Source organism: Paenibacillus sp. 1A_MP2, from assembly GCF_052244825.1.
Classification (GTDB): Bacteria; Bacillota; Bacilli; order Paenibacillales; family Paenibacillaceae; genus Paenibacillus; species Paenibacillus vandeheii.
Genome location: NZ_JBQQCS010000001.1, coordinates 1,886,525 through 1,899,221, shown reverse-complemented (window position 1 = coordinate 1,899,221; position 12,697 = coordinate 1,886,525). Strand labels below are relative to the sequence as shown.

Genomic DNA, 12,697 nt, shown 5'->3' with positions numbered 1-12,697 from the left:
CAGAGACATGAAATCGTCTTCTGCCAGGAGTGGAGAACTGACAAGTCTATATTTCAGTGTTGAAACGGAATATTCACCTGTAGTTAGGCACTTTCTTCCTGCTTGTCGTCCTTCCTTTGACTCAATTCAGGCACGACTCTCTTCTCAACGACCTCTTCAGTAATGACACAGTTCGTAACATCATCACGGGAAGGCACTTCGTACATAATCTCAAGCATAATGCCCTCGATAATCGCGCGCAGTCCACGTGCACCTGTGTTACGTTTAATGGCTTCCTTCGCAATCGCCAGCAATGCTCCTGGTTCGAACACCAGATTCACATTATCCAGCTCAAGCAGCTTTTGGTATTGTTTCGTAAGCGCATTTTTCGGCTCGGAAAGAATCCGTACCAATGTGTCTTCGTCCAGTGGCTCCAAAGTGGAGATGACTGGCAAACGGCCTACAAACTCCGGAATTAGACCAAATTTCAGCAAGTCTTCCGGCAATACCATACCCAGATATTCACCTGGTTTAAGATCTTTTTGTTCCGTAACGGTGTTAAAGCCAATGACTTTTTTACCGATCCGGCGTTTGATCATTTGCTCCAGCCCATCAAAGGCACCGCCGCAAATGAACAAGATGTTGGTGGTATCAATTTGAATGAATTCCTGATGTGGATGCTTACGGCCACCTTGTGGTGGTACAGAAGCTACAGTTCCTTCCAGGATTTTCAAAAGTGCCTGTTGAACTCCTTCACCCGATACATCCCGTGTAATGGATGGGTTCTCGGATTTACGTGCTACTTTATCAATTTCATCGATATAAATAATGCCGCGCTCTGCTTTTTCCACATCATAGTCAGCAGCTTGAATCAGCTTGAGCAGAATGTTCTCTACATCCTCGCCGACATAACCAGCTTCTGTCAATGAAGTCGCATCCGCAATAGCAAAAGGAACATTAAGGATTTTGGCCATCGTTTGCGCAAGCAACGTTTTACCTGAACCCGTAGGTCCTAACAGCAAAATGTTACTCTTTTGCAATTCAACGTCCTCAATCTTGCTTTGTGTGTTGATCCGTTTATAGTGATTGTAAACCGCAACAGACAAAGACTTCTTCGCCTGATCCTGTCCAATAACGTACTGGTCCAGAATATCACGGATTTCTTTTGGTTTTGGAATATCTTTGAGGTCCAGTTCTTCGTCATGACCGAGCTCTTCCTCAACGATTTCAGTGCAAAGTTCGATACATTCATCACAAATGTAAACGCCTGGTCCAGCGACCAGTTTGCGCACCTGTTCCTGAGATTTACCGCAAAAAGAGCATTTCAATTGCCCTTTCTCATCGTTAAATTTAAACATGAAACCACCCCTTTAGGAATTGATCGGTCTGCTGAGCACCTGGTCAATAATGCCGTACGTTTTGGCTTCCTCAGCACTCATGAAAAAGTCACGGTCTGTGTCCCGCTCGATTTTCTCAAGGGGTTGACCTGTACGATCGACGTATATTTGATTCAGTTTTTGACGTGTTTTAATAATCCATTCCGCGTGAATTTTGATATCCGCAGCCTGTCCTTGAACGCCGCCAAGCGGCTGATGAATCATCACTTCACTGTTCGTCAGTGCATATCGTTTGCCAGGAGCACCGGCTGTCAGCAATAACGAGCCCATGCTTGCTGCCATACCTACGCAAATGGTTGATACATCCGGTTTGATATATTGCATCGTATCGTATATACCCATCCCTGCGGTGACAGAACCACCAGGTGAATTAATGTACAGGCTGATATCCTTCTCAGGATCGTCGGCTGCCAAAAACAAAAGCTGTGCTATGACAAGATTGGCTACATCGTCATCAATCGCACTGGTTAGAAAAATAATGCGATCCTTCAGCAAACGCGAATATATATCGTAAGAACGCTCGCCTCGATTGGTTTGTTCTACAACCATTGGCACCAGACTCATGAGACCAACCTCTTTTCTACATGTAATTAGACATAGGCTACCTGTAAAGCAAACCCAAATTCATTCTAACACGTTCCTGTGACAATGTCATTTTTCACAAGCGGTGTAAAGCCTAAGTGAGTTTACTTTTTAGCCTGATCATATTTAACCATGTTTTCTATGTATGTGCAAATCGGAGCAATCCTATGCCGTTTCGCCTTTTTTTTATTTGCAGGAGAACCATAGGACGTTGAATATGCATCAGCGACACCACAAAGAATTACATCCATATTATTACTGAATCCTCTATAAAATGGATGCCATAATTTAAAAATAAGGCACGCAATGATTCACGTGCCTTATCGTTTATTCAGCTGTTCATTACATAACAGCTTGTCTTATTTTTCGTCAGCTTCTGCAGCAACTTCTTCAGCTGGAGCTTCAACAGCTTCAACGACTTTGCTGTTCTCAACGAGAACATCAATCGTTTTACGCAGTTTCACTTCATCACGAAGGCTGTCCAGGAACCATTACCCTCAAGAATGCCACGAATCTCTTCAGCAGGACGCTTGTAGGATTCAGCCATTTTTTCGAGTTCTTGGTTAACTTCTTCGTCAGACACTTCGATGTTCTCCGCTTTACCAACTGCTTCAAGAACCAGGTTGTTGCGAACACGTTTGGAAGCATCTTCCTGCATTTGTCCTCTCAGGTCAGCTTGAGTTTGACCGGAGAAGCTCAGGAACATTTCCAGGTTCATACCTTGGTTGCGCAGACGGTTGTCGAAATCACGCATCATGTTTTGTACTTCACTTTCAACCATTGCTGCTGGAATGTCCACTTCAGCATTTTCAGCCACTTTTTCTACAACAGCATTTTCTTGAGCTGCTTTGGCTTCGTCTGCTTTACGGGATTCCAATTGTGTTTTCAGATCAGCTTTGTACTCTTCAAGCGTATCGAATTCGCTAACATCTTTTGCAAACTCGTCATCCAGTTCAGGAAGTTGTTTACGTTTGATTTCATGCACTTTCACTTTGAATACCGCTTGTTTGCCAGCCAGTTCAGCCGCATGGTAGCTCTCTGGGAAAGTTACTTCAACGTCTTTGAAGTCGCCTGTGGACAGACCCAAAACCTGTTCTTCAAATCCTGGGATGAACGTGTTGGAACCAAGTTCCAGGGAATAACGCTCAGCTTGTCCGCCTTCGAACGGTACACCATCAACGGAGCCGTCAAAGTCGATTACAGCAACATCGCCGTTTTGTGCAGAGCCTTCGTCGATAACAACGAGTTCTGCGTGACGTTGTTGAAGACGCTCGAGTTCTTCAGTCACTTCTACATCCGTTACTTCATGTTTGGCTACAGCAACTTCAACGCCTTTGTAGTCACCCAGTGTAACTTCAGGTTTAACCGTTACTTTCGCTTTGAACTTGAATACTTGTCCTTTAGCGAATTGTTCCACATCTACATCTGGGCGGTCAACCGGAAAGATATCCGTTTGGTCGATTGCTTCTGTGTAAGCTTCAGGAAGCAAAATGTCAATTGCTTCTTGATACAAGCTTTCCACACCAAAACGAGCTTCGAAGATTGGACGTGGAACTTTACCTTTACGGAATCCAGGTACGTTTGCTTGTTTAACTACTTTATTAAAAGCTTTGTCGAGTGCTGCAGTTACACGATCTGCACCCACTTCAACCTCAAGAACCCCAAGGTTCTTCTCTATCTTTTCCCAAGTTGCTTTCATTGTATACTTTCCCCTCCAAAATTCACATGTTCACGTAGACAATCACGTACAAAATAACCATTTTAGTATAAACAAGATTAGATTCTTTTTCAAGGGGAATCCCTTGATAGGGTTTGAGGAAAACGTTTCCGGCTCCTATTAACCGTCCAATCCGGCAGATACAAACTGTTTCATTGATCGATATGCTTGCTCCAGGCGAAAGCGCATCGCCCCTGTCACAGCATACATTGAGCGAGTATCTTCCTCGTCATGCGAACCGCCCAGACTATCTGCAACGGTCATATGTAGAGCGGCTGCCCATATATCTGTCATGGAATCATTTTCTTCCAACATCGACATATAATCACGGGTTCCATACACAGCCATAACATATTGAATCCACAGTTCTTGTGCAAAATAAAAGAGTGTAGGCTCATGAACCTCCGTCTGATCTGCCACCCTTTCAAGAATCTGAACAATCTGAAGCGGGAAATCCTCAGGTCTAAGCGGAACAGTATCAATCTCCACTTCAACCGGCTCTTCGCCACGAGTAAATGCAATAATGCCTTGAACACCACGACGGCGTAATGTCTGAAGCACACGGAACTGTAGCAAAGGATGCAGTGTCTTGTCTTTCAGCCATCCGGTAAGCGAATCATCAATTTCTGGCCGATCGAGATAAGCAAGCTGCTCCAGCGCCAACATTGTCTGATCAGATAAAGGTTCCTCCATCACGGTATGAAGCAATTTATCCGCATAGCCATCATCCTGCTCAAGCTTGGTTCTCGCATGTTGGCGTGCCATGTCCTCTTCACTGACTTCCTCTTCCTCACGCTCTTCATGGACCACTGGTAAATCCTCTCCATAGTGAGGGAAAGCAGCTTCAAGCCATTCGAGCAACGCTCGCCATTCGTCATAATGCCGCTCTTCCTGTCCTTGGCATTGCAGCAAAAAGCGAAGCAGGTCCATCGCTTCACCATAGCGTTCATTTTCAAGCATAACCGTCAATTGAATCTGGTAATAGTCCAGCGTCTTAGGAAACAGCACGATATTGTTGCTATGCTCGGTTTCCGGGGTCGTGGATTCCTTAATAGGAGCACCTCCTCTGTATCCTGAATCTCCAGTCGCAATCAACCATAAATAGATGTATATTAAACGAAAGTCGATCTATTTTTTGAGTTCTTCTGATATTCTAACATAACCTTAATTATAATGAAAAAAACGTTACTGCCGCCAAATATCATATACGAAAAATAGTTTTAAATAAAATGTTTGATATTCATCATTATTTATGATAAAATCAATTTTGCTTGAAAAAATTCATGTCTCAGTAGCTCAGCTGGATAGAGCAACGCCCTTCTAAGGCGTCGGTCGGGGGTTCGAATCCCTCCTGGGACGTTATAAAGAAAGCTTCCTTCGGGAAGCTTTTTTTTGCGTTCTGGGGATGAGAACCCCAACGGTTCGTCGGAGCATCCGCTTCGGGAGCACTACTTCGCAGTCTCGACTGCAAGGAGAGTATCCCTCCTGGGACGTCATAAAAAAGCTTCCTTCGGGAAGCTTTTTTGCGTTCTGGGGATGAGAACCCCAATGGTTCGTCGGAGCATCCGCTTCGGAAGCACTGCTTCGCAGTCTCGACTGCAAGGAGAGTATCCCTCCTGGGACGTAATAAGAAAGCTTCCTTCGGGAAGCTTTTTTTGCGTTCTGGGGATGAGAACCCCAACGGTTCGTCGGAGCATCAGCTTCGGGAGCACTACTTCGCAGTCTCGACTGCAAGGAGAGTATCCCTCCTGGGACGTAATAAGAAAAGCTTCCTTCGGGAAGCTTTTTTTTGCGTTCTGGGGATAATCGGATACGTTCATTGTCTGATGTTGACATGGAATGTTATGCTGGTTTGTGTGTATGTATGTATCAATGCATACATATTAGACAAATAAAACATAGGAGATTTATCATGCCCTCATCTTTACAACAAAACTCACCTAACCAGTCTGCAGTCGATAATTCATCGTCAGCATCCATGAAACTTGGACTCTTACTGGCAGGCATTATCGTTATTGCAGCGACAATGCGTTCACCGATTACGGCAACAGGTCCAATCGTGGATCTGATTCGTACAGATACAGGAATAAGTCATACCATGGCAGGCTTGCTGACCTCTCTTCCTTTGCTTGCCTTTGCGGCAATCTCTCCCTTCGCTCCAAAATTGGCGCGAAGATTTGGACTTGAAACTGCTCTGTTAACTGCCATAATTCTTGTGACCATAGGTGTTGCCCTCCGGTTCATACCCTCTGTTCCCGTTCTCTTCGCAGGAACAGCGATTCTCGGATGCGGCATTGCCCTGAGCAACGTATTGCTGCCCAGTCTGATTAAGCGGGATTTCCCATTGCGTGTAGGACTCGTTACTGGTCTCTATTCCGTGTCCATGAATATATGGGGCGCTATCGCCTCAGGAATCAGTGTTCCCGCGGCAGGGTTAACCTCCATGGGATGGCATGCCTCACTCGGCATGTGGGCTATACTGTCCATTCTGGCCCTGATTCTCTGGCTGCCTCATGTCCGTTCTGGACGGCGCGGCGAAGTTTACGTGGCTTCGAGAACGGAAACGAAGCCGGTTCGTCTTATTTCATCTTCCTTAGCATGGCATGTCACACTGTTCATGGGACTGCAATCTTTAATTTTTTACACTACAATTACTTGGCTGCCTGAGGTTTTATCTGATCAGGGTTTCAGTTCCTCTTCAGCGGGCTGGATGCTATCCCTGATGCAAATGGTTAGTGTTCCGGTAACGTTTATCGTTCCGATTCTGGCTGGACGAATGAAAGATCAACGTGGGTTGACAGCAATTACAGGCTCATGTCTGATTCTGGGATACGCATTCCTTCTAAGCGGTATTTCCTCTCTCGTAACTGTCGGTGTTGCTTTGGCCGGAGTTGGAGCCGGAGCATCGTTCGGACTTGTAACCATGCTTTTCGTACTGCGTACGGCTGATGCAAGACAGGCTGCGGGACTTTCAGGAATGGCTCAATCCTTTGGGTACATGCTGGCGGCCTTCGGACCTTTGCTGTTCGGCGTGCTTCATGACTGGACAAAAGGATGGACCCTTCCGTTGCTGGTACAGGTTATCCTTGCCATTGTTTTACTGATCGCAGGGATCAAGGCCAGCAAGAATCGAGTGATTGGCTAGATTCAAAAAAAGGATAACTTCTATCAATTATTTTGACGTTTAATTACGCTCCCCTTGGGTGCAGGCTAATAAAACCTGTCACCCAAGGGGAGCGTTTCGTTATAAAAGTGTAGCTATCCATTCATGTGGCAATAAAAGACCAAAATAAAAAACGGCCTCCATCCCGCAAGAGTTCGGGATGAAGACCGCTTATGCAAAACAATTCCTTCAATAAATTAGTATCGAAGAACTTACTTCACCTTTACTGTGATCTTGTCGGTGCTGGTGACACCCGCTGCGTTGAGTAACTCAGCCCGGTACGTATAGGTGCCTGAAGTGCGTCCAGACACCGAAGTAACAGCGCTTTGCGCATTAGGCGTAACCGCATGGAGTGCTTGAGTGTCGATCAACTTATCATTCTCGTAGAGGCGATACTCGGTAGCATTGGTTCCCCACCACAAGTTCATAGTTACCTTATAATTACCGTCGCCATCCCAGTTATCTTGAGAGAGACTGCTTTGCCTGGCGCTGCGTTGGTAACTTTGACTTTCAGTGTCTGACTCCGCGTGGTCCCTTTGTCGTTCGTTAGCTCGGCTACGTACGTATAGGTGCCGTTGGCTTTGCCTGTGATCTTCGTTTGGGCAAACTGTGCCAGAGGCGCATTGTAGGTCAACTTCTGCGTATCGATCAAAACCCCGTCCTCATATAGCTTGTAGCTGGTGGCGTTCTCGCCCCACCACAGGTTCATGGTAACGATATATGAGCCTTCGCTCAGGCCATTACCAACCCAATTATTATGAGACAACACAGGTGTTCCAGGCGCTTTGACAGCTGGAGTTTCCGGCTCGGTCTCCGTGGACTTCAGACTTAGTGCCGTAGTGGCCTTGCCAGAAAGCCCCTGTTGGTCTTTTACCGTAAGTTCAACAGTATATTCACCTGCTTGGATGCCCTCCAAAGGAAGACTGAAGCTACCATCAGGCTTCACTTCAAAAACACCATCTTTATATGTTGAACCATCCGCTTTTTTCAGGACGTATGTTGCTTTCAAGGCAGCCGCCGGGTCAAACTCGATGTTCCAGCTATCTTTAAGCGCAGGAGCGACACGGAAGTACAAGTCATTCACGCTGCCGTTAATGAGAGCAGCTTCATCTTGTTTGAAGTCCAACTTTTCTGGTGCCGTTACAACCGGAGCATTTTTTTTCACCAAAAATGGAGAAGTATCTTCAATATATGTTTTGCCATCCACACCGATTGTTGTGATGTCAACCGTGTAAAGACCATCCGGAATTGTAGTTACCTCGTCTGTAGTGTAATCTGCATACTGTCCATCCCAAGCCAGATTATATCTTGTGTTAGCAGCGAAATTGTAGTAGCTGCCAAAGATAGATCCAATATATCCATCTCCATAATAACCCCCTTCCGGATTAAGTCCATCGAAGATCTCAATAAGTGCAAAATTCATGGGATTATGGAATTCCATAGCTACATTGAGTGTATCCAGCGTACCATCAGACTTCAATGGATAATGGAACGGGTTCTTCTCTGTACCTTTTACAGTCTCAATGTATTTAACGCCTGCCTGTGTTACGTTGAAATGAGCGACATAAGGAACCGTGAATGTGTTCGTTCCATCAGACAACTGAAGATATCCTTGCGCTTCTGATACCGCAGTAACCCCTTTTGGAACGGTAATGGTCACCTGCAACTCTTCCTCACCACTCAGTGTAAAAGAGCTCTTGTCCACCACAACGGATACGCCTGGCACCGTACGTGTTGGATTCACGCTCACTGTGTAGTTTCCACCGCTGCCATTCAGCGACTCCACTTTAATCGTTTTGCTGACGGTTTTTTCGTCCGTGTTCAGGAAGTTGCCGAAATTGACACTACCTGTAACATTAGGCTTCTCAACTACCGTCCCATTCTCTGTATATTTCGTTACATCCAATACTTTAACCAGGGCAGCAGGATCAATTGTTTTCACCGCTTGAATACGTCCTGCACCTTGATCAAATACATCATATTTCGTCGTATCGAGAACTTTACCATTGTTCATGAGTGCAACTTTGATATCAAATGGTGTCCAGTCACTGTGCTTTTCAATCAACAGGGCAACCAGTCCGGCAACATGAGGTGTAGCCATACTTGTACCTGATTTACGATCATAGGCCTGTGAATAATCTGCTCCAGGCTCATCCTTGCCATAGGCAGGAACAGTAGACAAAATGCTGGTACCAGGCGCAACTACATCCGGTTTGATATCCAGAGTCACCTTGGCTGGTCCGCGGGAACTGGATGTATTCATTTCATCGCCAGCCGTTTGGCCTTTAACAAAATCATTGAAGCTCACTTCAACACGTTGGCCGGCATCCAGCTCAGCTTTGATACTTTCTCCATCTTCCTTCGGCATGCTCAAGGTTGGAATGAGTTCAAAATTATCTCCCAAGCTCACACCGATCGGGCCTGGAATATTGTTATATACGATAATTGCAACAGCACCAGCCGCTTTGGCATTGGCTACTTTCTCCACAAATGCCAGCTCACCACGCTGTACAAAAGCCACTTTACCCGTAAAATCCTTGCCTTCAAAATCGGTCGGTTTACCCAACCCGGCAAATACAAGCCCATATTGATCTGTCAAAACAGATTCCAGATCAGCTGAAAGGCTCCAGCCCATTACATCAAGACGGTACACCGACTCAGTAACAGCCAATGGACTTTGTTCTGTTTTCGTTGGAGCAATCGCAGACTCTTCTTTTGCAGGTGCAACCTCTGGAGATGTTTCGATCGGCGCAGATGGGGAGGCTGGTTGAGTAGGATCTTCTGATTCACTGTTCTCAGCAGTAGGTGATGCAGCATCGGCAGGTGTTTCGGATGATACTCCACCTTGCTCCGATTCGGACAAAGCAGCTTCACCAACCGCATCTTCCGGTGTTGTTGATGGTTCGCCTTGAGCCGGAATTTCAGAAGTATCCGTTCCCGGTGCTGTTCCCAGCTCAGGAGATGGCTCAACCTCAGGGACAGGCTGTTCTTCAGGAAGCGTACCTTTACCTTCCTCACCAATCCAGAAATGAGTGTTGGCTGTAATGGTTTGGCTAGGGCCTGTAGAGTTACCTACAGTAATCGCCATAGCCGATGCTCCTGGGGAGCCCAATGTATAGCGGTTAGGACCATTGTTACCACTCGCCACAACAGCTGTCACGCCAGCCAACATGGCGTTGTTAAGAGCAACCGAGGTAATATAACTTGGATCATTGGCAGCGTTACCCAGTGAGAGATTGATCACGTCCATACCATCAGCAACGGAACGATCAATTCCCCCAGTACCCATGAGGTCTGTCCACTGCCATAAGGTCCAAGAACACGATAGGCATAGATATCCGCTTCAGGAGCAACTCCGACAATGCCGTAGTCCCCTGCTTCACGAGCAGCAATGGTACCTGCTACGTGAGTACCATGGGAAGTATAATAGGAGCTTCCCGTATCATTGAATTCCGGTTGACCAGAAACCTTCCACTCTTCATGTGTTGTTTCGTAAGGATCATTGTCATTTCCTACGAAATCCCATCCACCTTTGTAGGCATCTTGCAAATTAGGATGCTCATAATCAATTCCTGTATCAATAACACCCACTTTGACGCCTTTTCCTTTGTATCCCAGATTCCATACTTCAGGGGCGCCAATAAATGGTGCGGTATCTTTCATATAAGGATTCACTTCATCTGTTTCCGGGGCTACGGTAATTTCAAGGTCAGGATATACACTGACAACACCCGGTATGCGAAGCAACTGTCCCAATTGGTTGCCCTTAAGTTCGATGGCTACACCATTTAGGGCGTATGCGTAATTTTCCAATACTTCATGTTTGATTTTATTCTGAGTGAGGCTCTGTGCAAATGACTCTTGTTGTTGCTCCACTTGAGTCACAGCCTTTGTTTCCATAGAGGAGGTAAAAGATTTACCTGAGAGGGTAGATTCGCCTTGCGCCACAGCAACTGGCTTATTGGAGAGCTCAACAATTACTCGTGTTTTCTCTCCCCCGAGACCTTCCAAGCTCTTGTCCAAAAATGGATCTGCTGCAAGCTGTTCTTCCCGCTGGGCAAGAATCTCTCTCCATTGTGTGGCTTCAGCCTTGCTTAGCGAGTTCTCAAGCTGAACACCTACAGGAGCGGCTCCGGCCGCTGGCATGATGATAGAAAAAGTCATTAGAATACTTAACAATATGGATATCAATCTTTTATTCAAGGCTATGCCCCTCCTTCTCAATATGAAAGTACCTCACCAATCACCTGGGTCCTGCTATGACAAGTACTGCAATACCTGTGAGAACTCACCGCCCTATCTGCAAGAAGATTGACCCTTGGTAAATTATTCTACTAAAATAACAGATTTCCCTTCTAAATAATTACAATTATGATATAAAAATTACTTATATGGTTCTTGAGTAAGAGAAACGTGTAAAATTGTATTTATTTGTCGATTGAATATTTCAATTTTTAATTACTGCATAGAAAAAAAGGCCAAGATCCTCTTCATCTGAAAGAGATTCTCAGCCTTTATGTGATCGGAGATTTTGATAAAAAAATAGGATATGAGTTCATTTAACAAAGATATTTCATTTACTTATTTAACGTTCTGGCTTCACGGCTTCAATACGAAGACGCTTGTAATCGGCATAGATTGCATCATCTTTCCAGAGTTTTGGCACAACCATTTGGCTGGTTTCACGACAGATTTTCTGAATCTGCTCCTGATTCAACCCCTCAAAATAGTCCCCACCAAAATGAGTCAACCAGCCCTCTATACCCTGTTCACCATCCGCTAGTCGGGTAGGGCGGTCATAATGGTAGGCCTGTCGTACCAAAAATCCGTCTTGTTCCAGAATGTTGCTATATTGCCCAATCGTCGGGAAATACCAGGGATTGCGCTCTGATCCACGAATGCCAGTTTTTTGTTCAAATACTTCCTCTAATGCATCTACAATGATCTGCACATTTCCTTTGCCTCCGAACTCCGCTACAAAACGTCCTCCGGGCTTCAAAGACCTCCATATACTGTCCACTACAAGTCGCGGACTTCGCATCCAATGCAGTGCTGCATTGGAAAAGACCGCATCATAGAGCCTGCTCGTCTCAAACTGATGTCCATCACCTTCCACGAACGCGATATCGGGAAACTTTTCCCTCGCACGACGAATCATGTCTGGTGATGCATCCATGCCAACCACCTCAGCCTGCGCTACAGAAATTTCGTACGTCAAATCCCCCGTTCCGCATCCCAAGTCGAGAATATACTCCCCCTTTTGAGGTTGAAGCCATGAGATCAGACTTTTACCGTAACCCGATACAAAAGCCAGTTTGTTATCATATTCATCCGCTTGCCATTGATTCATTGATTGCATGATACCACCATCGCTTTCATGATTGATATCTTCATTGTGTCACAAGATGGTTTATTATTTAAATATATAAACTCTATATACTTAATAGGTTATACCTATGTACTTTCGACTCTTTCCATGAACAGCAGATTCCCTCACTCTTGCCGTATTCAGTCGAGACTGCGAAGTATTCCTCCCGAAGCTTATCCTCCGACGAACCTTTGGGGCTCTCATCCCCAGAACGCAAAAAAGCTTCCCGAAGGAAGCTTTTTCTTACGTCCCAGGAGGGATTCGAACCCCCGACCGACGGCTTAGAAGGCCGTTGCTCTATCCTGCTGAGCTACTGAGACAAATATGTATAAAAAATACGGCGCGATTCCTATTATACTCCGTTTTCTATATTTTTCAATAGTTTTATAAAAAAATTAATAATTGCATCTTTCCACATGACTTGAACGTATTATTTTCATACTCAACACAGGTACAGAATATGAATGCTTTAAGCAGGCAATATTGAGGAT

At 45.4% G+C, this 12,697-nt stretch carries 8 protein-coding genes, 2 tRNA genes and 1 pseudogene; 2 read left to right on the top strand and 9 right to left on the bottom strand.

Annotated features, from left to right (window positions below; all coding sequences use genetic code 11):
• Nucleotides 1–83: 83 nt before the first annotated feature.
• The 4 genes and pseudogenes from clpX to ACTWJ7_RS09400 form a co-directional block, all read right to left on the bottom strand.
• Nucleotides 84–1,337: an ATP-dependent protease ATP-binding subunit ClpX gene (gene clpX / locus ACTWJ7_RS09415; RefSeq protein ID WP_024633992.1), complete on the bottom strand. Its 1,254-nt coding sequence runs from the start codon at nt 1,335–1,337 to the stop codon at nt 84–86.
• Between the two features lie 12 nt (nt 1,338–1,349).
• Nucleotides 1,350–1,940 carry an ATP-dependent Clp endopeptidase proteolytic subunit ClpP gene (gene clpP / locus ACTWJ7_RS09410; protein ID WP_024633993.1) on the bottom strand — a complete coding sequence of 197 codons (591 nt, stop codon included), beginning with the start codon at nt 1,938–1,940 and terminating at the stop codon, nt 1,350–1,352.
• Between the two features lie 377 nt (nt 1,941–2,317).
• Nucleotides 2,318–3,657, bottom strand: a pseudogene (gene tig, locus ACTWJ7_RS09405) (trigger factor).
• Between the two features lie 138 nt (nt 3,658–3,795).
• Nucleotides 3,796–4,728: a hypothetical protein gene (locus tag ACTWJ7_RS09400; RefSeq protein WP_443146356.1), complete on the bottom strand. Its 933-nt coding sequence runs from the start codon at nt 4,726–4,728 to the stop codon at nt 3,796–3,798.
• Nucleotides 4,729–4,960: 232 nt separating this feature from the next.
• Here ACTWJ7_RS09400 and ACTWJ7_RS09395 point away from each other — a divergent pair.
• Nucleotides 4,961–5,034, top strand: a tRNA-Arg gene (locus ACTWJ7_RS09395).
• A 553-nt stretch (nt 5,035–5,587) separates the two neighbouring features.
• Nucleotides 5,588–6,820 carry a CynX/NimT family MFS transporter gene (locus ACTWJ7_RS09390; protein ID WP_301881424.1) on the top strand — a complete coding sequence of 411 codons (1,233 nt, stop codon included), beginning with the start codon at nt 5,588–5,590 and terminating at the stop codon, nt 6,818–6,820.
• Between the two features lie 230 nt (nt 6,821–7,050).
• Here ACTWJ7_RS09390 and ACTWJ7_RS09385 read toward each other — a convergent pair whose 3' ends face one another.
• The 5 genes from ACTWJ7_RS09385 to ACTWJ7_RS09365 form a co-directional block, all read right to left on the bottom strand.
• Nucleotides 7,051–7,266, bottom strand: coding sequence for a hypothetical protein (locus ACTWJ7_RS09385; protein ID WP_443145366.1), 216 nt, complete (start codon nt 7,264–7,266; stop codon nt 7,051–7,053).
• Between the two features lie 2 nt (nt 7,267–7,268).
• Nucleotides 7,269–10,127 (bottom strand): S8 family serine peptidase, encoded by a 2,859-nt coding sequence (locus ACTWJ7_RS09380; protein ID WP_443145365.1) that lies wholly within the window; start codon nt 10,125–10,127, stop codon nt 7,269–7,271.
• Complete coding sequence (locus ACTWJ7_RS09375) at nt 10,079–11,041, bottom strand: S8 family serine peptidase (RefSeq protein WP_443145364.1); 963 nt, start codon at nt 11,039–11,041, stop codon at nt 10,079–10,081. Before ACTWJ7_RS09375 ends, ACTWJ7_RS09380 begins: the two co-directional genes overlap by 49 nt.
• A gap of 382 nt (nt 11,042–11,423) precedes the next feature.
• Nucleotides 11,424–12,188 (bottom strand): class I SAM-dependent methyltransferase, encoded by a 765-nt coding sequence (locus tag ACTWJ7_RS09370; protein ID WP_367620553.1) that lies wholly within the window; start codon nt 12,186–12,188, stop codon nt 11,424–11,426.
• 264 nt (nt 12,189–12,452) lie between these two features.
• Nucleotides 12,453–12,526: transfer RNA gene (locus ACTWJ7_RS09365), tRNA-Arg, on the bottom strand.
• Between the last annotated feature and the right edge of the window lie 171 nt (nt 12,527–12,697).

Coding starts and splice junctions, on each gene's coding strand:
- clpX (WP_024633992.1), bottom strand. CDS start 1,337: ATGTTTAAATTTAACGATGAGAAAGGGCAATTGAAATGCTCTTTTTGC.
- clpP (WP_024633993.1), bottom strand. CDS start 1,940: ATGAGTCTGGTGCCAATGGTTGTAGAACAAACCAATCGAGGCGAGCGT.
- ACTWJ7_RS09390 (WP_301881424.1), top strand. CDS start 5,588: ATGCCCTCATCTTTACAACAAAACTCACCTAACCAGTCTGCAGTCGAT.
- ACTWJ7_RS09385 (WP_443145366.1), bottom strand. CDS start 7,266: ATGAACTTGTGGTGGGGAACCAATGCTACCGAGTATCGCCTCTACGAG.
- ACTWJ7_RS09380 (WP_443145365.1), bottom strand. CDS start 10,127: ATGGGTACTGGGGGAATTGATCGTTCCGTTGCTGATGGTATGGACGTG.
- ACTWJ7_RS09370 (WP_367620553.1), bottom strand. CDS start 12,188: ATGAATCAATGGCAAGCGGATGAATATGATAACAAACTGGCTTTTGTA.